This is a genomic window from Aestuariivivens sediminicola (assembly GCF_022662015.1).
Taxonomy (GTDB): Bacteria; Bacteroidota; Bacteroidia; order Flavobacteriales; family Flavobacteriaceae; genus Aestuariivivens; species Aestuariivivens sediminicola.
Genome location: NZ_JAKMCM010000005.1, coordinates 305,885 through 327,913 on the forward strand (window position 1 = coordinate 305,885; position 22,029 = coordinate 327,913).

Consider the following 22,029-nt stretch of genomic DNA (forward strand, 5'->3'; position numbering starts at 1 on the left):
TTAAACCATAATATGAATAACCGAACAACCATGAATTTTCTATTTTGTTAGTAATACTTTGCTTGTTAGTTTAGAAGACTAGTCCTTGTTCTGAGTGACCTTTTGTCTCAGTCTTATAGCGTCCGCTGAGGCACCAGGATCAAACTCAAACACATGATTATCGTACTTGGCGTATAACTCTTCATCAATGGTCATCTCTTTGCCTTCTCTTAGGATGTCCAATCGATACGCATCACCAACCTTCATTTTTTTTATGCTTGCCGTAAGATCACGGTAGGTTGACTGATTCAATGCCGTACCGTCAATATGGGTAATAATATCTCCAACAGTCACTTTGGTCCCCTGGTAGTCTGACGACAGGCTAACGACCTCGGGTTGGCCCTTGGTGTTGGGTCTTATAACCAGTCCCATGGTTGGCAATTGATCCGGATGCGGTCTTCTTTCATAATAGCGAATACCGAGAGGTGCCATTTCCGTTTCGAAATCGAAAGGCCTGTTGTTTTTAATATGATTGTCGATAAAATCAGAGATCTCCGGATAGGTCATTTCTACAAGTGTATCAAAGAAAGTGGCGTTGTCAAACGGATTGTCCTTTCCATATTTTTGAATTAATGCGAGATAGACCTCCCTTAAGCCTTGCTTCCCGTTTGAAAGTTGCAGCAATTTAATGTCCAGCATGGCTGCAGTGAGCGCACCCAACTGATAAATATTTCCGTATTGCTTATTTCCTTCATCGGTGGACCACTCATGACTTATTCGTGTGAGACTGTAATCGGCATTGTATTCCTGACTGTGATTGACCTTCTCTGACAGGTACTTGAGGTAGTCTTCCGCTGTCTTAATTCCGGACTTCACCTGCATGATGTAAGACACCCATTCGGTTACGCCCTCGTAAAGCCAGACATGATGATCTTCGGAGACCGGTCTGGAATAATCAAAATGGGCCAGTACCTCACTGTGAAGGTGTAATGGACTTAGAATATGCATGAACTCATGGGCAATGACATTTTTTAACAAGGGCAAATATTGAGGCATATCGGGTAGTGCATAGGTTGAACTCAAGGCATGTTCCAAAGCCCCGCTGTTTCGAAATACAGGCATGGCCTGCATATCCTCATGAGAGGAGAAATACATCAGGAAGGTGTATCGCTTTACCGGGGAATACCCGATATAGGCATGGGCAGCGTGCAGTATGTCCGAGGCCTGCTCCAGAACCATGTCGGCAGATATGTTACCGGATGGCGAATGGACATAGGCTTCAACCTGAATATCTCCGACATCTGTGGAGGCATAGGACAATTGCCGTCCTATTAGAATGGGAGAATCTGTTAGATGATAATAGGATGCCACCTCATAATATCCGTCCTCACCAAGGTTCAATGCCGTACCAATGGTCTGAGATCCATTTAGCTCAAGTTTCAACTTAATCGGGCGATCCTTCAACCCCTTAAAATAGCCGAAAACACCGTGAGAATTCAGAATCGTATAGTCCTCGCAGATCCCTGTTCCGCTCATGGGATATATGGGGTGATACTGTGTATCCATATCGAAGGTATCATCTATTTCATAGACAATTTTAGAGACCTTAGCAGGTTCCAGGATTTCAAAATCATTGGTGGCGATTTTATTTGTTAGGAGTTCGTTCCCCAGCTCGTCGTAGACTTTAAACAATTTTACAAAGCGTCCAAAATCCAATGGTTGATGCACACCGGGCGCATAGGATACAAAACTGAAAACAGCATCATTCTCAGATAATTGAGGTACTGTTACGGTAACATTAAACGCATCGTTTTGCCTGGTAAGGTCAACTTCATAAACGATTGGGCCGTCCTGAGCAAACAGGCTCAGGGACCATAGGGATAGGATAAAGAGTCTAAGCATCATAATGTATTTCTTTTCTGTTCATGGTGAACTTGATTTTAACCAGAATTTATAAGATAAGGAAAAAAACAGGGATATACGCAGAGGGGAGCGACTTCAGTAGATTACAATGATATGCTCTTGCTCCTGAGGTGTTCGGGTTTTTCCTTAAATTGTAAATCGATCATTGGTTTTGTGGTTCGTATAGATAAAAGACGACACTGGAGCCGGAAACGTTACACGCATCTTTTGATTGGACATGGAAATGCCTTCACGGTCCTGTTGTTCGTTGAGACCCCCGGGATAATGAAATGGGTAAGGCCTTAAGAAACGGTTCATTAATGATCATGGCATGGTTTGGTTACCCCTCCGGATGGATCAATTTGTTCTAAGTACACGGATTAACTGATATCTCTCATGGGAGAATGATGCTGATAGTATTATATTTGTTTTTCAAAATAATAGGTCATCATGAAACGAACATTAAAAACTTTAAAAATTTCTTCACATAAGGGGATGTTTAAAATTTTTAATGTGAGAGCGTAGCGGTTGCACACGTTCTCAATTTTATATTTAATATGAAATCAAATAATTACTAAAATTTAAACGTGTGAAAACGAATTTGAAATTCTGGTATTGGACGCCCCGTTTGCTCTGTATCCTGGCTATTTTATTTATAAGCTTATTTGCTTTGGATGCCTTTTCACCCGAATTGTCCTTCTGGCAACAGATTGGTGGATTTCTAATGCATCTCATACCCTCATTTATTTTAATTGCCCTGCTCATTCTGGCCTGGAAAAAGGAATTGATCGGGGGGATCGTATTTTTGATCATTGGTCTGTCCTTAAGCCCGATTGTGTTTTCACACAATTATAGAATGAACCATTCTATTTTTATGAGTCTGGGTATTATTTTTAGCATTACCATTCCTTTTGCTGTCGTTGGTATTCTTTTTATGATCAGTCATTTCAAGAGAAAAAAAGCAAGGAATAATCAACAAGATTAGATTAAAATGTACCTCAGATATCAATTTGTATTCCTATTAAGCCTGCTTCTAATGGGCTGTGCATCCAGGCTAAACCGGAATGCCAAAACAGGGAAGCATGCGGAAAGGCATCAATTGGTTCACAGCACGGAAACCGATGCTTCCTCTTCGCGTGCACGTGATGGGAATTCAGGAGGACCGGAAAGCAATCCACAGGCTTCAGGCCATTCAGGAGACGCGCTATCTGAGACCGATAATGTAATTGGTGAAGATTATGGATCATCACAGGTGACCCATAACAACGACTCAGAGCCCCTGGAAAATATGGTGCCTATAAGCCCGGTTGCCCAAAGGATGGTAGAGAATTATATAAACAGTGACAACAAGATGCCTGGAGGCCATTGCCTCAGGGTAAGTAAAAGGCGCTTCGATAGAGCCTACCGGGAGGTCTATGGGCATTCGGTCTACAGGGATCTTCCCGAGCGGATTGCCACCCCCTATTACACGCCGAAAGAGGTATTCGATTTTCTTTATTATTCAGCCTCCGGCACCCATATCGGGTGGCAAAGCCTGCCCATAGAATATCGGGGCAGGGGCAATGCCGGTGCCATAGTCTATGCCGGTATGGGGACTCTGGTGGACAGCCTGGGCATATGGGGCGGTCAGCTCCGTCCGGGTGCGATGCTACAGGTATGGCGCTACCGATCGGATTATGAGCTTGTGGTACAGGGGACAAACGATAAGGATTTTGATCCCTACGGGCACTCCTTCATTTTTATGGGCTACGTGCGTGATGAAAATAATGCCATTAAAGGCCTGCGCATAGCCGATCAGGGATTTCAGAGCTATAGACCGCTAAACCCCAATGATTATGAGGTATGGTGGGGGGTCAACCTGAGTATTTAATGGCATTACAGGCCCTGATTCCGTAAAATTTTAACAGTCCAGATGAAATTTGCCTTCAATTTTTGCGTTATGGAGATTGAAGAAAGAGATTCAACTATTATAAAGGACGATGTTATTAGTTTCACTTCTTTTGCTTTTTAGTTTCAATATGACCTGGCCTCCCACAATGGGAATGGTTCCGGAACATGGCATTGTGAAAGAAAGCGTTAAGGCTAAGGACGAAGCGCTAACCTCCTTTAGTAAGACGGATCCGAACGCCAGATCCTATGCCGCTACCAAGGCCGATATAGGGCTGCTTCGAACAGCGTTAAGTGAGGGACTCAGAACGGGCGACATTTCCTTTGACCATATAAAGGCGGTCTTCACCGATCACCTGGTGGATCGAATTATTCCACATTGGTATGGCACGCCCTGGAGTTTCGAAGGGCATACTGCGGTACCCAACCAGGGTAAGGTTGCCTGTGGGTATTTTATTTCGACCACCCTCCGCGACATGGGGATCCGGCTAAACCGCTATAAGCTGGCACAAAAATCGCCTATTGACGAGGCCCGGGTGATTAGCTGTGGGACGACCATTCACAGTGTTGATAAGGATAATCCTGAAGCAGCTATGGAGGCCATTGACGGGCTGACATCGGAAGGCCTCTCTTTTATTGGTTTCGACAAGGGGCATGTGGGTTATTTGCTAAAACGCGACGGCCGCTTGTTTCTCATCCATTCCAACTACTTTGCGCCGGGATTGGTGTGCATGGAACCTCTGGAAACCTCACGGGTTTTTAACAGCTTCACAAAATTTCATATCGTTGCGATCTCGAACAATGATCGCCTTCTACAACGCTGGCTGAACAGCACCATCGTGCTGTGATCAGATAGTTCAAAACCATTTTAATGAATTTACAACGAGGCGCTTTAGGGCTGCCTAAAGACCTGCCTGGGGATTGCAAATTTCATGCGCATGGATTTGAGAAAACATCAGCATGAATCAAGGAAAACATGCGGAAGAAATGAACATTTCTTCCGCATGTTTTTTAGGCCTTGTAAACACTGGGGTTTTCAATGGGTTCAACGGTACGCGTCTTGAAGTTACGTCGGCCTTACAAAGCAGATTAACCCGGCCAAGTGTAAAACAGTTACATTATCAATTTTTTTCCTTAACACTGAAGTCTATCCTTTCCACAACAGGAACCTTTAGAATACTGCGAATCAGTTTATAGGGGATTTTAATCCTGTGGTCTATTATTTTAGGGCATTTTATACACTTTTATCTATTTTACTTTCCTGAACATTAAACCTGAACTTCTTTTGAGGGACTGGTTATTTTCAAAAAATACTCAAATTGAGTATTGCATTTTTTTTCTGAAATTTTAATATTAGAAAAATTCAATTGTTTAATAATAAGGTCGATGCAGCCTATCTCATTTTAACCCTTAATACCCTATTAGACCAAAGTAGCCAATTTTAGACCACTCTTCTTTTACACGAACCGCCAATGCCATTGAAATACATTATCCTAAGTTTCACACTGTTTTTTTGTTTCATTTTAAGCTTAGATGCCCAGATCGCATTTGTTGAGGATACGACAGTGCCCTTCGATGACGTGTTTTATGGAGATTCGGCGTTTGGTGATGTTGATGGCGATGGTGATGCAGATGTTCTCATCACGGGTATCAATGCTTCGAGTGTTAGAAAAGCAGACTTATATTTAAATGATGGCGCAGGGAATTTTACCATTGATGCTACAGCACCTTTTTTAGGGGTACAACAAAGTTCTGTAAATTTTGCTGATGTTGACAGTGACGGGGACTTGGATGTTCTCATCGTTGGATATAGTATACTTAATAGCTATATAGCGCATTTATACGAAAACGACGGCACCGGCACCTTTACTTTGGTAACGGGTACCCCATTTGTGGGTACCGCCCGCGGAGCCAGCGATTTTGCAGACATCGATGGTGATGGTGATTTGGATGTTATCATTACAGGCTATCCGGGTTCACCCAGTTACATCGCAAGGCTCTATGAGAATGATGGTAACGGGGTGTTTAGCGAAGTTATGGGAACACCTTTTATAGGGGTCGACAGGAGCGATTGCCAATTTGCGGATATTGATGGTGATAATGATATGGATATTCTGATAACCGGATATGTCACGTCTACTCAGAATGTAGCTTATTTGTATCAAAACGATGGCAGTGGGAATTACACATTTTTATCGAATTTGTCGGGAGTTCAAGAGGGTTCTGTTGACTTTGGCGATGTGGATAGTGACGGTGATCTGGACGCTTTGGTATTCGGTAATACAGGAGGACCTTTTGCAAACAACATATATTTAAACGATGGTACGGGTCAATTTACATTGGATCCACAAAGTTCTGCTTTGACACCTGTCGACCAGGGCTCGGTACTGTTTATGGAGGCCGATGGAGATGGCAACTTAGATGTTATAATCACGGGTAGAGGTCCGTTGGCAACAATTTTTTCAAGTGATTGTAATGGCGTATTTACAGAAATATTAGGCCTGCCTTTTACGGATGTACTTCGTAGTGATGTGGCCCTCGCAGATGTCGAAGGTGATGGCGATTTGGATGTGTTGATAACAGGCAGTACGACAGGATTTGCTTCAGGGGCGCTAAGCAGTTTATATTTAAACGAATCCATACCCCAGGAACCAAGCGCTTTTATTACCACCTGGCAAACCACCACGGCCAATGAGTCGATTACAGTACCCATATCCGGTGGTGCCACTACGAATTACAATGTGGATTGGGGCGATGGGACTGTTACCACCGGGGAAACAGGAAATGCCGTGCATACCTACGCAGCGGCGGATACCTATCAGGTGACGATCACCGGGAGTTTTCCAAGAATCGTTTTTGGTGGTTTGGGTCCCGGTTTAGCCGATAAAATAATTTCTATAGACCAGTGGGGCTGTAATCCGTGGGAAACCATGAGCAGTGCTTTCATGGGTTGCGGTAATCTGCTGGTGAATGCCACCGATACCCCTAACTTAAGTAATCTAACGACGCTAAACAACATGTTTATGGCGGCAACGGCACTGGGTGCCGGTACCGGGAACTGGAATTGGGATACAAGCACGGTAACCAACATGCAGGCCATGTTCTGGAATGCTACCAATTTTAATAAGGACATCGGTTCATGGAATACGAGTAATGTGACCAATATGGCCATTATGTTTGCTGGTGCCGCAAGCTTCAATCAAGATATAGGGCTTTGGGATACAGGCAATGTAACAACTATGTGGCAGACCTTTGCCAATGCCACCGCTTTCAATCAAAACATCGGGGCTTGGAATACGGGCAAGGTGACCACTATGAACAATACCTTTTCCCAAGCGTCCTCGTTTAATCAGGACATCGGTGGATGGGACACCAGCAGTGTGATCGATATGTACCAGATGTTTTCTTGGGCCTCAGCATTTAATCAAAACCTTAACCTTTGGGATGTCAGCAAGGTGACGAATATGGGTAGAATGTTTATCCATGCTGCAAACTTTAACGGTATTATAGGTGCATGGAATACTGGCAATGTTACGGATATGAATGGGATGTTTTGGGGAGCAACAGTTTTTAATCAGGACATTGGTGCCTGGAATACTGCCAACGTAACCGCAATGGGAGGCATGTTTTATCTGGCCCGGGCATTTAACCAGGACATCGGGGCATGGGATGTGAGCAATGTAACGACGATGGCCTCCATGTTTGAAGGTGCTACTGCATTCGATCAGAATATTGGAGGCTGGAATGTGACCAGCCTGATCAATGCGATCAATATGTTCAGAGGGGCCCAGCTCTCTGTGGCCAACTACGATAGTTTACTGATTGGCTGGAATGCGCAAACATTGAACCCCAATGTAACCTTTCATGGTGGTAACAGTCAGTATTGTGCCGGCGAAGCCGCCAGAGCTAATATGATAGCATCCGATGGATGGGGGATCACAGACGGTGGTTTTGCCGGTGGAACCCTTGATGATCTTGCGGATCAGACGGCGGTGGACAGTTTTACCTTTCCTGCCATAACCGGAACCAACCTGACGGGCTCCGCGGCCTACTATATCGACCCGGGAGGCACAGGAACCATGTATAACGTGGGAGACGTTATTAGCTATACGGAATTTCCGGCCTATCCCGTGACATTATATATATATGACAGCGCCTATCTGGGCTGTAGTTCAGAACAGGACTTTTTACTGACCATCACCTGCAGCACACTCTGGTATGTCGATGCCGATGGGGATGGCTTTGGCGATGCGAACGACATGGGCATCAGCAGTTGTGCGCAACCCGTAGGCACGGTCGATAACAATTTGGACTGTAACGATGCCAATGCCAGTATCAATTCAGGAGCCACTGAGCTCTGTGATGGTGTTGATAACGATTGTGACGGCGAGGTCGATGAAGGCTTTGCCGATACCGATGGCGATGGCACGCCGGATTGTCTTGATACCGAAACCTGCGATGGCCTGGACAATGACGGGGACGGTACGGTGGATGAAGGCTTTTCTGATACCGATGGCGATGGTATTGCGGACTGCATGGATACCGAGGAATGTGACGGTGTGGACAATGATGGTGATGGTGTCGTTGATGAAGCCTTTCCCGATACGGATGGGGACGGCACTCCCGATTGCCTTGATTCGGAAACCTGTGACGGGGTGGATAATGACGGGGATGGTCTGATCGATGAGGGGTTCAGCGATACCGATGGTGATGGTATTGCCGACTGTGTGGATACCGAGGAGTGTGATGGTCTTGATAACGATGGGGATGGTCTGATCGATGAAGGGGTGACCACCACCTATTATGCTGATACCGATGGAGACGGCTTCGGTGATGCTAATACTGCGATAGAGGCTTGCACCGCACCTACGGGCTATGTAACTGATAATACCGACTGCGACGACAGTAATCCCGATGTGAATTCCGACGCAACAGAGATCTGTAACGGCATTGATGACGATTGCGACGGTCTGATAGACGATGCCGATCCGGACATCAGCGGGCAAAGTACCTGGTATCTGGACAGTGACGCTGATGGCTTTGGTGATCCGGCCAACAGTGTTTTGGCCTGTGACCAACCTACGGGTTATGTGGATGACAATACAGACTGTGATGATACCAACGCAAATGTTTTCCCCGGGGCGACCGAAGTCTGTGATGGGGTAGACAATGACTGTAACGGCCAGATTGATGAATCCGGCGGCACGGTATGGTATGTCGATGCGGATGCGGATGGCTATGGGGACGTCAATGACACGGGAGTGACAAGCTGTACACAGCCCACCGGTACGGTGGATAACAATGGCGACTGCGACGATACCAATGCCCTGGTGTATCCCGGGGCTCCTGAAATATGTAATGGCATTGATGACGATTGCGACGGTCTGATAGACGATGACGATCCGGATATCAGCGGGCAAAGTACCTGGTATCTGGATAGCGATGCTGATGGTTTTGGTGACCCCGCCAGCAGCATGCTGTCCTGCAATCAACCCACAGGTTATGTTGCTGACAACACGGACTGTGATGACAGCAATGCGGCGATACATCCCGGTGCAGAAGAGCTATGTAACGGGATCGATGACGACTGTGACGGCCTGATAGATGATGCCGACCCTGATATTGTCGATCAAAGCTTATGGTATCTGGACAGTGACGCTGACGGCTTTGGTGATCCGGCCAACAGTGTTTTAGCCTGTGACCCGCCGACAGGTTACGTTGCTGACAATACGGACTGTGATGATACCAACGCAAGCGTTTTCCCAGGGGCGACCGAAGTCTGTGATGGGGTAGACAATGACTGTAACGGACAGGTCGATGAATCCGGCGGCACGGTATGGTATGTCGATGCGGATGCGGATGGCTATGGCGATGTGAACGATACGGGGGTGACAAGCTGTACACAGCCCACGGGTACGGTCGATAACAATGGCGACTGCGACGATACGAATGCCCTGGTGCATCCGGGGGCCGCTGAACTCTGCAATGGTATGGACGATAACTGCGATGGGATTATCGAAGAACCCATGGTTCAGGACCTGGCTGATCAGGATGTGGTAGGAAGTTATACCCTGCCGGCCATAATGGGTGACTTTTTATCCGGCAATGAAGCCTATTACACCGGCCCGGGAGGAACAGGGACTGCTTATACACAAGGGGATACCATTGCTTTTGACGACTTTCCAGCCTATCCGGTAACCCTTTATATCTATGACAGCTATGCGTCTTCGGGCTGCTTCTCAGAGGAAAGCTTTGAGCTGATTATTATTGAGCTACTAGGCTGTACCACGCTAAATGGCCCGTTTGATGGCGATTCCGATGTGTTTATAGACACGGATTTGACCTGGAATGCGGTGCCGGATGCCACGGGCTATGTCCTCTCTGTGGGGACCAGTCCCGGAAACACCGATATTTTAAATGCACTTGATGTTGGCAATGTGCTGCGTTATGATTTGCCTGAGGACTTACCTTACGACCAGGAGCTATTTGTAAGCATTGTACCCTATAACGACAGGCAAATAGCCATGGGGTGTCCGGAGTACTATTTTACCACGGAGGGCGTCCAAACACCACCGCGTTTTTTTACGCCTAATAACGACGGTTTCAACGATACCTGGGTGGTGCCGGATCGTTTCAATGAAATTTCCGCAATTCAGATATTCGACAGGTACGGAAAATTGTTGAAGCAATTGTTCAATCTCCAGTTGGGTTGGGATGGCACTTACAAAAATGCCCCATTACCTGAAAGCGATTACTGGTATGTTATTCAATATCATGATGGCCGTGTTTTAAGAGGGCATTTCAGTCTGGTTAGACAATAAGATCAGGTATCATTTCTGTGCAATAAGGGCTGAATTCTCCGAATAAAGATTTATCTTGATAGCAACTTATGCGAAGTGCTGCATGTGCAGCGCATCGTACAGATAGAGTTTCAGTATGAAAAAACCCTTAAGTGTTCTCATTGTGATCCTGCTCACTTCAATCGCCTTTGGACAGGAACGAAGAGTGGTGTCTACAATTGATTCAACCCAAACGCCTGAATTGGTGCTCATTCAGGAACTGACCGTTAAAGCACCTGTCGATGCTGTTTGGAAGGCCTACACCACGAAGCAGGGATGGGAAAGCTGGGCCGTGCCATTGGCGGAAGTGGATTTAAAAGTAGGCGGCCGTATCAGATCAAATTATAATAAAAATGGGAAAATTGGGGACAGCACCACCATTGTGACCCATATCATTAACTATGTTCCTAATAGACTGCTGACCCTGCAGGCGGAGATTACTGACAATTTCCCGGAATTTATGAAAGAAGACGCTGAGGACTTTTACAACGTCATCTACTTTGATGCCCTGGACAATGGAGACACCCATATTAAGTCATTTGGAATTGGCTATAAGAATACCCCGAAATACCTGGCACTCATGAATTATTTCATTCCGGCAAATGAAAAGACACTCATGAATTTAATAGTCTACCTGGAAAGGGAAGAAGACTAAAACCAGAGTAACTGGATAGCTATGGCCTTGCAAATGCTGCTTGAATCAGACCATGAACCGCCGCTTAATGGGAATCATTATAAAAATCGCTGACATGAAAAAACTGTGCTATCTCCTACTATTGATCTTCACCTTCAACGGCTTTGCTCAGGGCTCCAAGCTTACTGATGAGCAAAAGATTGAACAGGTGATTCACGAGTTTTTTAAGGCTTTGGAAACCAGGGACACCTTGCTCATGAAACAAACGACCATGGCTGATGCCCAAATCTGGCGCCGGCGGAATAACAAAGCGCCTGTAGAGATCGACATGCGCTTTCGAAAAGATGATCTCCGGGAAATGCCCTCATATCCCAAACTGAGAGAAGTGCCCCTGAGCTTTGAAATTTTAGTCGGGAATGGTATTGCCATGGCCTGGGTGCCTTATCGGTTTTGGATAGAAGATGCATTTTCACATTGTGGGACCGATGCCGTCACCCTCTTTGAAGTCGAAGGAGAATGGAAGATTATAAGTATGGCCTATACTGTCGAAACAGAAAACTGTGATTAACCTATGAAAACACTACGGGCTGTCATGCTTCTAACACTGCTTTTCTCTGCTCCTCTTTGGGCTCAGGAGAAAATCAAGGTCATGAGCTATAACGTGTTGGAGGGTCTTGGGAATGCGGAAAGCTATGGCGAAGGCCGGCATGAGCGTTGTGTCAACTGGCTCAGCGAACAAAAGGCGGAAGTGATTGCGCTGCAGGAACTGTATAGAAGTGAAGCACAATTGGCTGCCGATGCCAAAGCATGGGGGCATCCCTATTACGCCAAGGCTGGTCCGATCGGGCTGACGTCCAAAGCACCCATAGAAGTTATAAAAACCTATAAAGAGGGTTTCTGGCACGGGCTTTTGCATTGCAGGACCTATGGCATTGATTTTTTTGTGGTGCATCTCAGCCCGGCCGAATGGAGGTATCGCAGGAGGGAAGCTGAACGTATTAAGGGCATTGTCGATTCTGTAAAGCAAACAACGGACCGTTACGTGCTGTTGGGGGATTTCAATGCGCATTCCCCTTTCGATGCCGAACTGTACAAACAACATCCCGAGTTAATCGAAAAATATAAGAAGGGTGCTCAGCATAATTCCAGTCCGAATCTGGCGGGGGATTATCCCGATTACAGTGTGATGTCTGCTTTCTATTCTTTTCCTTTAATTGATGTTACCGAGCGCTTCGTACCATGGTATAATCGAAAAACATTTCCAAGTCCGATTCTCATTGGTGTCTGGCGCACCGCGGGGAACATTGGCCGCACCCCCGAACGCATCGATTACATACTCACCAGCCCGGAGATGAGCTTAAAGTGTAAAGGCGTCACCATACATAACTATGAAGCCACCGATTTTATTTCTGACCATTATCCTATAGAGGGCGTATTTGAAATTGAGAAAGCCAATACATCAGAATAAAGAGCATCACCTACCTGTCCATGAACAGATCAAGACAATTTATGAATACAGGTAAAACTTGGACCCATAGTTATAAATCTTAAAAGACGGAGAATATATCCAGTTTTATCTTTAAAAGATAGTTTGGGACAATCATCATAAAAGTCTTCCATTAATTTAATGAAAGTTTAAAATCCAATTATTATGAAAACGATTAAAACACCTCCCACAACACTGGCAATTATAATTTTGGGGATGCTATTATTCCCCATCGTTATGAATGCACAGACCAAAACCAAAAAAATAAAAACCTATAAAGTTTGGATTACAATGTTAGATGGTTCGGAAGAAAAAGGTATGCTCTATTCGGCCGATGAGGAGTTCCTTAAAATATCAAAAGCTAACACTTTGGACGAATCAAATGTAACGGCAATTCATGTCGGCACTATTGATGTAATTAAGATTAGAAGAAAGGGTAAAGTGGGAAAAGGCGCTTTGATAGGCGGTCTATCGGGTATCGGAGCAAGTGTGTTAATAGGAGCTACAACGGATGACGATAATTTTTTTACAAGAGAGGAGTCAGCCGCAATAGCAGGGATTGTATTGGTGCCCTTAGGTACGGGAATAGGCGCCTTAACCGGAACAAAAAGGGAATTGATTCCTGTAAATGGTAATTTAAATAATTATCTGCGTTGGTTGAAAATCATTCAAAGCTATTCCTTGAAGTCAAATGCTAATGAATAAAATGAGGTGTAAACAAAAAAAAAGAGCGCACTAGTCAGTCAATTGATAATCCCTCCAGGAGTTGCCGAAATCCGCGTTGACAATCCATGACGCCGTATGCTTATCCTTGGGATACTCGAAGAAGGCATGGATCAGTTTGGTGTCATTGTCGCCAAGCCAGCCGTCTTCAATTTTGAGTTTTGACAACGTGACGCCATCTGCCTGCAGTCGCAATGGCATGAGGGTTGAAAAATAGGCCCTGGTCAAATCGAAGGAGTTGTCAAGCGACCAGAAATGATCGGCTTCCGGCTCAATAGCATAGCCCCAGTTACCATTCAAGGCCCTGTTCTTTAGAACGGCCTCGATCATATGTTCCTTGCGCGACTCTAAATCATTATTTCCAATCAGCATTAACCCGGGGACGTCCACATATATTTGATTGTTACCACCAACGGCGCCCCCTCTGATATTGGTGAATCCAATAACGCGCTCCGGCTTATACTGCGCAAAATAATAAGAGTAGACGCCTCCGGCGGAAAATCCCGTCATGAGCATAGGTAAGTTCCGCAATGCATTCAAACGATGGCGCTGCATAATGGTATCGATCGCTTTGAGCATGGCGTCGCCACTGCCGTTGGTCGCATCGGCATAATGCCCTTCGGCATTGCCATAATGCTTGAAATTTATGCCCACTATACCAAGTCGCTCTGAAACGGCGTAGTCCTGCCATTCAGAATCATTGGGAATGCCTAATGAACTTGTATTCGACCCGCGGAGTACCACCAAAAGCGCTTTCAGGTTTTCTGCCGCTTCCGGAATCCATAATCTGAACTCCGCAACCTCGAAATTATCTTCTATAGTCGGTCTTACGCTATAGGTCCAATCATCTAAAAACACCCCAATGGGCTCCGGTTCAATCGGTATACCCTGGCTGGGGGCATCCTGATGGTCAGAACAACTCAGAACAGCTACCAAAATACCTGCGGAACACAATGCTTTTAATGTCATGAGGACCTCAAGATACAAATTTAGATGTCATCTTTTAAAAGCTGGAATGCGAAATGTGATGATTACTAAAACCTTCAAAATAGGAAATGTATATACACGGGAATAAATGGATTGAATGCATGGAACGCACCCCAGCATCATAGGATCCAATACTATGGGCATGTGCTGATATTTATCATTGCCTTCCAAATCTTTTAAAATTAAATTTATACCATAAGCACATAGTATCATGAGACGTAAACTGTTATTTGCTACCGATTTTTCAAAAAATGCATGGCAGGCATTACTTTATGCATTGGAATTATATCAAAAGGCGTATTGCGATTTTTATATACTTCATGTATTCTCTTTAAAAGGGGATCCCATAAAGCGTCTCATAGCCATGGAGCCGGGTAGCGAGGCCTATGAAACGGCTAAGTTGGAGGCTCAGGACAGTTTGGCGAAGTTAGCCGATAAGCTCGCATTGAAAGAGTATCACAATCCAAAACATCATTTTGAGTACCTCTGTAGATTTGGCACCGTGGTCGAAGTCATAAAAAATGTTGTCGAGGAAAAGGATATCGATATGGTAATTATGGGCAGCAAGGGAACATCTGCATCAAAATCAAAGATCCTGGGGAGCGTCTCAATAGATGTCATGGAAAAGGTAAGAAACTGTCCTGTACTTGTAGTCCCCGAAACCGCAAAACATGTTTTGCCGAAGGAAATCGTCTTTCCGACCAGTTATAAGACACACTATAAAAGAAGGGAGCTTCAATATTTGATCGCTATAGCCAAGACATGTGATGCCGCAGTTCGCATATTACATATGGCTAAAACGGATCATTTGAGTGATACACAACAAAGCAACAAAGCGCTTTTGGAAGACTACTTTCAAGATATTCCACATAGCTATCACAGGCTGAGTCATACCGATGTTCCAACCGCCACGAATTGTTTTGTTGAAAGCAGAGCAAGCGATATGGTGGCCTTTATTAACAAAAAGCATGCTTTTTTTGGGAGCATCCTCACACATCCACTGGTAAAGGAGATAGGATACGATACTAAAGTGCCGCTTTTGATAATGCACGACTTGAGAAATTAAATAGTATAGACATATGAAAACAGGAATTTGGATTGATAAGAAAGAAGCCATTATAGTGTCCCTTAACCATGAGGACGTACGATTAAACACCATAAGCTCCGAGATAGAATTCTTTAATGTACATGGTGGTTCCGGTACGCGCCTCAAAGGAGGGCCACAGGATGTTGTTCAGGATCGCAAATATCTGGAACGCGAGAAACATCAGACAAAAAGATATTTTGATGCCGTTATTCAGGATATCGAAAGTGCCGATGCCATTGTAATTTTTGGTCCTTCAGAAATGGGTCAAAAGCTACACAAAGAAATGGAATTGAACCATCCTCTTTTGGCAGCTAAAGTTGCTGAGGTGGCCAGGGCCGATAGTATGACTGAAAACCAGATGATAGCCTGGGTGAAATCTTTCTTCAAGAGCCACAGGCATTAGGCCATGCAATGCTATTTATGGGCCTGGAGGCGGGAATAATCTATTGGTAGCATTGATTTTCCAATGGATATAAAAGGGCTGTGGAACGACAGAACACGGTGTGGTCCGTTGTGATGGAAGCCGTCTATAGAACAGTATGAGCTGGTGCCTTAAAGTGCATTTATATAGTCCCTCCAATCGCGTAGTAGTTCTGATTCGGTCACTTCCAGTGCATGGAGGAGATCTTTAAGGTTGTTGTATCTCAATAGGCTTGACAATTTTTCCCTTCCGAATCTGGCATCCAGATACATGACCACCGTCCCTGAAAGCCCATATCTTAATTTCCCTGACCAAAATGTACTCAAGGTATCTGGAATTTCATTTCTCAAAAGCGCATTTTTTACTTCGGAAACTCTGGTCGCGTCGCATTGACCGGAAGCATATGTAGCCAGGCCCTCCACAAACCAATCCATTCCGGTTAGGTCACTGAAATCAGGGCTCACATTTCGTTGCCCATGAAAAACATGTACTAATTCGTGGGTTATCAGTCTTTGGGTATGGATAGGATTCGAATAGGAATGTTCACAGGCAAGGCTGTCCCATTGTTTTGGTGAGATGATATCGAGTTTTGCGGCAGTACCACTGGCAACCATCCAACATTGAGACTTAAAATCAGGCATGCCCCAGTCCTGCTGCCACGTGCTGTCCAATGATACACGGGAGGGGTGAATATTGATATAAAAATGATCTTTAAATGGACTCTGGAAAAACGCCTCAACCCTCCTTTTTCCCTTGGTAAAATAGGTTTCATATTCCTTAATATTGTGTTGGTCCAAAAGGGTATAAGACACATGATATCCACCCTGCTCATAAGTGTTCCATATATCCCTCTGACTGTGACAGCTCAGGAATAACAGCCCTAAAAATAATATACAGATGGTTTTTAATTTTATGTGCATTGTCAATTCTGTCCTTTTTTGCCCGGGGCTAGCGGTTCGTGTATGGTTGTTTGCGTAATTCATTTGTTAGTTGAATATAATAAAAAATGGAATAGGAGCTGATTGGAATGCTTTAGGAGTTTGTGGGATCTTTTTACCCTTTATTTAATTTCAACTCTGTTCTTTAGTATCATTTAGGAACTGTTCTTTATTTCTGTAATTCATAATGATGGTATTGCGAGAAAAAAGTGTTCAAGGATAAATTGAGCTAACAGAGTATTAATAACTTTAGGTCAACAGTTGATTTGTTATTGGGAGTCCTTGAATACGTTTTGCTTATATTTATTTTGGAATTAAACAACGACATATGAATTTAACAACCAGATTTCTATTGACCGCAGTATTGGTTTTAAGTTTTACAGCAGCTCATGCCCAAACAAAAATAATTGCGCATCGCGGATTTTCAAGTATAGCTCCTGAAAATACGCTTGTTGCTTTTCAAAAGGCGATAGATTGCAAGGCCGAATACTTTGAGTTGGATGTTCATAAAACCAAGAATGATTCCATTGTTGTCATTCACGATGCCTCCGTTGACAGAACCAGTTCCAATAACAGGACGGGTACCGTTGCAAAAATGGACTATAGCGATTTAGCAACGGTTAAAGTTGGTTATAGTGAGAAATTTGGCAATACCTACGAAAATGAAAAGATTCCAACCTTAAGGGAAGCGCTTCAATTGGCTAAGGGTAAAATTAAGGTCTGCATTGAAATAAAAGTTTTTGGGGTTGAAGAGGAGATTCTTAACATTATAAATGACCTTGGCGTAAAAGATGAGGTCATATTATTTTCTTTTTATTACCAGGTATTAGACAGGGTAAGGCAACTTGACAAGACTATTCCCATTCTTTTTCTGATAAATAAGGCAGATGAAAAGACCATAGATTATGCTAAGACTATTAAATCAGATGCTATTGGAGTTGGTAATAACACTACCGTTACAAAAGCGTTTCTCGATTTTGCGCATACTAATGGGATTGAAGTGTGGAAATGGACAGTCAATGAAGATCTTGAAATGCAACAATTAATTGATCTTGGATTAGATGGGTTAATCACTGATTTTCCGGATAGGGCATTAAAAAAATCTAAGGCTATCAGGAGGTAAATCTTAAGTAGGAATAGTGTTTACTAAAACCATTGAAACAATGCTGTCTTTATCGTGTTAGAGGCACGAACATGGTGAGTACAACACATCACTTAAATTAAACAACCGAAAGCAAACAGGAAGAACCATTTTTACTGATGGTTAGCATTTTTATAGTGCCTTAGGCTTGCAAAGTAATGGATGCAAACCCTCGAAATCGACAAATGGAGTAAAGCCATCAGGGTCTTCAGTTGCCATTAAATCCAAGATAGGTCATAACGGCATCGTTCCCCTGCCACAGGTTCTCAGGTCTTGGATTTCTACTGTTGAATAATAGCAATTCCTCACGGGGGAGTACGGTAACAAAATCTTCGTTATAACCCTTATCATACGGGATGGCCTTGCTGTTCAATTTTAGGTGATGGGCCATGAAATTGTATACCGCTGTCCTTTTGGAATAGCCATAATCATGCTGTTCCGTAGGAAAATGAACGTGCTCCAGCTTATGTTCTGCCTGATAGCGTTCATAAACCCTTCTGATATAGGGGTATTCAATCTGCGGCGTGTTCCTTGTCCAGTCGGCACCATCGGAGATGAGCATTAAAGGTCGTGGTGCGCAGAGGGCCGCGATTTCCACATTATTCGTTTGGTGTCCCTCACTGCGATGTATGGGCATGCCGCTTTCACAGACGCATCCACCGAAAAAGTGGGCAGATACCTGAACGACTGGCGCAGACACCTTGATCCTGTCGTCGATTGCAGTTAAAATAAAGGATTGGGTTCCTCCTCCCGAAGCACCGGTAATACCAATCCTGGTGTTATCAACATCCGGACGGGAGATAAGATAATCGAGCACCCTTTTACTATTCCATGTCTGTAGCAGCAAGGCTATTGGAATATCATGATCTACCTGTTTGGATTCGCCGAATCCAACCATATCGTATGCGAAAACAATGGCTCCCATTCGCGCAAGAACCGCAGATCGAATTTGCATATCTTCTCGCATACGACCATTCTCCCAATGCCCGTGGGGGCATAACAGGGCCGGGTGTTTATCCTTTTGATCCGTGGGTCTGTAGATGTTACCGGTAATATAGAATCCGGGAAAGCTTTCAATGGCAATATTTTCAACGCTATAACCGTCCATTACCTTCTTATCCCGAATAATGGCATTGAAGTTGCCGGACAGTTCAGGCATTTTGGAAAGTTGCATGCCCTCAATAATGCCCTGTTTAATTTGATCCGCTCGTTTTTCCCAGGTTGGCAGATCATCCCATTCGGATTTAAACCTTTTCATCATTACATTGGCTTCATCCTCCGTCCAATAATGTCCCATGCATAACATGGCATCCTGACCGAATACACCTATGCTAAAACATGCGGTTAAAACGATACGTATAAAAAGTTGCATTACATTTTATTAGGACAAATTTGCCAAGGGGATACGAACACCTTGAGGTGTACAAGCCATCGGAAATTTATGGTTCTGCAAACAAGATAGCAAAATTGTAAATATTTGAACGGGTTTCGCTTACACAATAGGCTTTAATTTTTTAAATTCGTTCTATACGGGATAAAGCGCCTTATCGATCATCTCGAGCGTAGTGCTTTAGAATAAGAAACCCTAACCAATGATAGATCTGTTCTCTCAAGCGGCCTTGATTATTTTCATTTTAGTGACCCTGTTATGGGTATGGAGTGTTTTTATAAAAAATGTAAGTATTGTAGATATTTTTTGGGGCTTTGGATTTGTGGTTGTGAATGCGTTCTACGTATTCATGTCTGGCGAACTGCATGCCAGAAAAATAGTGATTCTGACTCTGGTGACCGTTTGGGGACTTCGGCTTGCCATTTATCTCGCTTACAGAAACATCGGCAAAGGCGAGGATTTCAGATATCAGGAATTCAGAAGAAGTTATGGCCCCAAACGCTATTGGTGGTTTAGCTTTTTCCAGGTTTTTTTATTACAAGGCGCCTTGATTATGGTGGTCTCCTTACCCCTTCTAGGCATCAGTTCAGGTCAAAGCAGCGGAGCCCTTAATGTATTGGATTATATAGGGATTTCAGTCTGGCTTGTTGGGTTTGCCTTTGAGGCCGGCGGCGATTTTCAATTGGCGCGTTTTAAACGTAATTTGAAAAATAAAGGAAAGGTTTTAAATACGGGTTTTTGGAAATACACCAGGCATCCGAATTATTTTGGTGACGCCATGGTGTGGTGGGCCTATGCTATTTTGAGCATTGCAGCAGGAAGTTACTGGCTGATCATAGGGTCGATTGTGATGACCTATTTGATTATTAAGATATCAGGGGTGAGCTTACTTGAAAGAACTTTAAAAGAAACAAAACCGCAATACAGCGATTACATCCAAAAAACAAATGCCTTTTTTCCCTGGTTTCCTAAAAAATAAATTGGGATGGATTTTATAACTAAGCATATTTGGTTTATTCTTTTTGTCGCCTGGGGACTGCCATTAGGCTACTACAGAAGTAAATTCCGGAAAATCGTATATCAGACCGATAGTTGGCTCATAAACATCAAACCTCTGTTTTGGAAAGAACTCAAAGGGCTTTTCGGGAACATCTTTCCTGATAATCACAAATACAAAAAGTTCAGAAACTTCTACCGGTTCTACCTGACGGTATATGCCTTATTGTTTATCGCCTATCTCATTTTTGATTAGGATTTCCAAGGTTTAAGGAAATCACAACAGCCATGACGAATTGAGTTTAAATTTTTAAATGAGCATTTTCAACAGCCCGGGCCTCTCTTGGGATATCGATTAAGTTGGGTTTGTTTAGATTGCCTTGAGACACCAGAAAAAGGATTCTTATGCAGGCCTTTAGAATCGGGTTCCTTTAAATTAAGAATGTAACAGATCGGACTGGTCTTCTTTGGCCTGAAATGGCATCACTTTAAGGATAGTACGACACCGGAAGGCTTAACTTTGTTCATCATTCCATCATCACTGAAATTCAGACTGTCAACAGCCAATTCCCTGTAAAGCGCTGCAGTATTATCTTTTATACGATGGTATAAAATATAATATTGGCCGTTTTCTTCAAATACAGTGTGATGCCCGGGTCCTCTTGTGGTTTTATCCTCTGAGGTAGTTAAAATGGGACTGTTATCACCCTCCACCCATGGGCCATAAGGGCCTTCTCCAATGGCATATCGAACTTTATACGTTTCGGTAGTACACTTACCATCAGAATACATGAGATAATATCGGTTGTTTTTCTTTAGCATAAACGGCGCCTCAAAAAAATTAGGCGGTGTTATGTCCCTAATGTCTTCTTCGTTGAAGCTGATCATGTCTTCCTTTAATTTTACAACAAAACAATGACCATTGACCCAATTTAACCCGGAACCCCAATATAAATACACCTGACCATCGTCATCTATAAACACTTCGGCATCAATCATGTGGTATTCAGGAAACATATTGCCCTTGATTAAAGGCGTATTATCTGGTTTTGCATTTTTCCATGGCCCCAAAGGATGCTTACTTACCCCAACCCAGATCTCGCTTCCCACCGACACATACATGTAAAATTTCTGATCTGCAGCCTGAATGACCGATGGAGCCCAAACCCTGCTCTCATTCGATGTTGGACTCGTACATAATGTTTTTGTAGGCCATTGTATACGCCCCTGCTCCCAGTTTTTAAAATCGGAAGATTGCATGACCGCCAGATCTTCACCTCCCCAGGGGTCCTTTGTTGCATACATATAAAACACACCTTGATGCTTTACAATAGATGGATCTGCAAAGTGGCCATCTGCAACTGGATTATTAATGACGATCGTGGTCCTTTTTTGTTGGCAACCAAACAGTATGACCACCATTATTAGGATCACAGTAAAATTGTAAATTGATTTTTGATTCATTCTGTATTGTATTTAACCTAAGAGTGCATTCACATTCATCGTTAAGCCCGGTCAATGGCTGTAAGTTCGAAATGAAGTGCCAAATGACCTAAGTTAACAATTTCGCTTGTATGTTGAGTGAAAATAAACAGAATAAATAGGTTTATGGTATTTTC

General features: G+C 43.8%; 18 protein-coding genes. 13 read left to right on the forward strand and 5 right to left on the reverse strand.

The window, feature by feature from the left end; genetic code table 11:
- Window positions 1-78: 78 nt before the first annotated feature.
- A complete protein-coding gene (locus MR041_RS12800) occupies window positions 79-1,884 on the reverse strand; it encodes a M61 family metallopeptidase (protein WP_242094534.1) in 1,806 nt (601 codons plus the stop codon).
- Window positions 1,885-2,470: 586 nt separating this feature from the next.
- On the opposite strand from MR041_RS12800, the gene MR041_RS12805 reads away from it, so the two are divergent.
- The 8 genes from MR041_RS12805 to MR041_RS12840 all read left to right on the forward strand — a co-directional run bounded on the left by MR041_RS12805 (window position 2,471) and on the right by MR041_RS12840 (window position 13,432).
- Window positions 2,471-2,866 (forward strand): DUF7670 domain-containing protein, encoded by a 396-nt coding sequence (locus MR041_RS12805; RefSeq protein WP_242094536.1) that lies wholly within the window; start codon window positions 2,471-2,473, stop codon window positions 2,864-2,866.
- Between the two features lie 6 nt (window positions 2,867-2,872).
- Entirely contained in the window at window positions 2,873-3,751 is an 879-nt protein-coding gene (locus tag MR041_RS12810) for a hypothetical protein (RefSeq protein ID WP_242094538.1), read from the forward strand.
- A 148-nt stretch (window positions 3,752-3,899) separates the two neighbouring features.
- The gene (locus MR041_RS12815) at window positions 3,900-4,616 is read left to right on the forward strand and encodes a hypothetical protein (RefSeq protein WP_242094540.1); all 717 of its coding nucleotides are present in this window, start codon (window positions 3,900-3,902) and stop codon (window positions 4,614-4,616) included.
- A 630-nt stretch (window positions 4,617-5,246) separates the two neighbouring features.
- Window positions 5,247-10,589, forward strand: coding sequence for a BspA family leucine-rich repeat surface protein (locus MR041_RS12820; RefSeq protein ID WP_242094542.1), 5,343 nt, complete (start codon window positions 5,247-5,249; stop codon window positions 10,587-10,589).
- A gap of 115 nt (window positions 10,590-10,704) precedes the next feature.
- Window positions 10,705-11,262, forward strand: coding sequence for an SRPBCC family protein (locus tag MR041_RS12825; RefSeq protein WP_242094543.1), 558 nt, complete (start codon window positions 10,705-10,707; stop codon window positions 11,260-11,262).
- A gap of 94 nt (window positions 11,263-11,356) precedes the next feature.
- Window positions 11,357-11,809: a nuclear transport factor 2 family protein gene (locus MR041_RS12830; RefSeq protein WP_242094545.1), complete on the forward strand. Its 453-nt coding sequence runs from the start codon at window positions 11,357-11,359 to the stop codon at window positions 11,807-11,809.
- A gap of 3 nt (window positions 11,810-11,812) precedes the next feature.
- Complete coding sequence (locus MR041_RS12835) at window positions 11,813-12,709, forward strand: endonuclease/exonuclease/phosphatase family protein (RefSeq protein ID WP_242094547.1); 897 nt, start codon at window positions 11,813-11,815, stop codon at window positions 12,707-12,709.
- Between the two features lie 183 nt (window positions 12,710-12,892).
- On the forward strand, window positions 12,893-13,432 hold the full coding sequence (locus tag MR041_RS12840; protein ID WP_242094548.1) for a hypothetical protein: 540 nt from the start codon (window positions 12,893-12,895) through the stop codon (window positions 13,430-13,432).
- Between the two features lie 30 nt (window positions 13,433-13,462).
- Here MR041_RS12840 and MR041_RS12845 read toward each other — a convergent pair whose 3' ends face one another.
- The gene (locus MR041_RS12845; RefSeq protein WP_242094550.1) at window positions 13,463-14,419 is read right to left on the reverse strand and encodes an alpha/beta hydrolase family protein; all 957 of its coding nucleotides are present in this window, start codon (window positions 14,417-14,419) and stop codon (window positions 13,463-13,465) included.
- A 229-nt stretch (window positions 14,420-14,648) separates the two neighbouring features.
- On the opposite strand from MR041_RS12845, the gene MR041_RS12850 reads away from it, so the two are divergent.
- Together MR041_RS12850 and MR041_RS12855 are read left to right on the forward strand one after the other, a co-directional pair.
- Window positions 14,649-15,503, forward strand: coding sequence for a universal stress protein (locus tag MR041_RS12850; protein ID WP_242094552.1), 855 nt, complete (start codon window positions 14,649-14,651; stop codon window positions 15,501-15,503).
- Between the two features lie 13 nt (window positions 15,504-15,516).
- The gene (locus MR041_RS12855; RefSeq protein ID WP_242094554.1) at window positions 15,517-15,927 is read left to right on the forward strand and encodes a hypothetical protein; all 411 of its coding nucleotides are present in this window, start codon (window positions 15,517-15,519) and stop codon (window positions 15,925-15,927) included.
- A gap of 149 nt (window positions 15,928-16,076) precedes the next feature.
- On the opposite strand, the gene MR041_RS12860 is transcribed toward MR041_RS12855, so the two are convergent.
- The gene (locus MR041_RS12860) at window positions 16,077-16,865 is read right to left on the reverse strand and encodes a gluzincin family metallopeptidase (RefSeq protein ID WP_242094555.1); all 789 of its coding nucleotides are present in this window, start codon (window positions 16,863-16,865) and stop codon (window positions 16,077-16,079) included.
- Between the two features lie 346 nt (window positions 16,866-17,211).
- On the opposite strand from MR041_RS12860, the gene MR041_RS12865 reads away from it, so the two are divergent.
- Window positions 17,212-18,006 (forward strand): glycerophosphodiester phosphodiesterase, encoded by a 795-nt coding sequence (locus MR041_RS12865; RefSeq protein WP_242094557.1) that lies wholly within the window; start codon window positions 17,212-17,214, stop codon window positions 18,004-18,006.
- Between the two features lie 226 nt (window positions 18,007-18,232).
- Here the strand turns inward: MR041_RS12865 and MR041_RS12870 are convergent, their stop codons facing one another.
- A complete protein-coding gene (locus tag MR041_RS12870) occupies window positions 18,233-19,396 on the reverse strand; it encodes an alpha/beta hydrolase family protein (protein ID WP_242094559.1) in 1,164 nt (387 codons plus the stop codon).
- A 220-nt stretch (window positions 19,397-19,616) separates the two neighbouring features.
- On the opposite strand from MR041_RS12870, the gene MR041_RS12875 reads away from it, so the two are divergent.
- Window positions 19,617-20,393 carry a DUF1295 domain-containing protein gene (locus MR041_RS12875; RefSeq protein WP_242094561.1) on the forward strand — a complete coding sequence of 259 codons (777 nt, stop codon included), beginning with the start codon at window positions 19,617-19,619 and terminating at the stop codon, window positions 20,391-20,393.
- Window positions 20,394-20,399: 6 nt separating this feature from the next.
- Window positions 20,400-20,666, forward strand: a complete 267-nt coding sequence (locus MR041_RS12880; RefSeq protein ID WP_242094563.1) for a hypothetical protein — start codon at window positions 20,400-20,402, stop codon at window positions 20,664-20,666.
- Window positions 20,667-20,893: 227 nt separating this feature from the next.
- Here the strand turns inward: MR041_RS12880 and MR041_RS12885 are convergent, their stop codons facing one another.
- Window positions 20,894-21,874 carry a family 43 glycosylhydrolase gene (locus MR041_RS12885; RefSeq protein WP_242094565.1) on the reverse strand — a complete coding sequence of 327 codons (981 nt, stop codon included), beginning with the start codon at window positions 21,872-21,874 and terminating at the stop codon, window positions 20,894-20,896.
- Window positions 21,875-22,029: the final 155 nt, after the last annotated feature.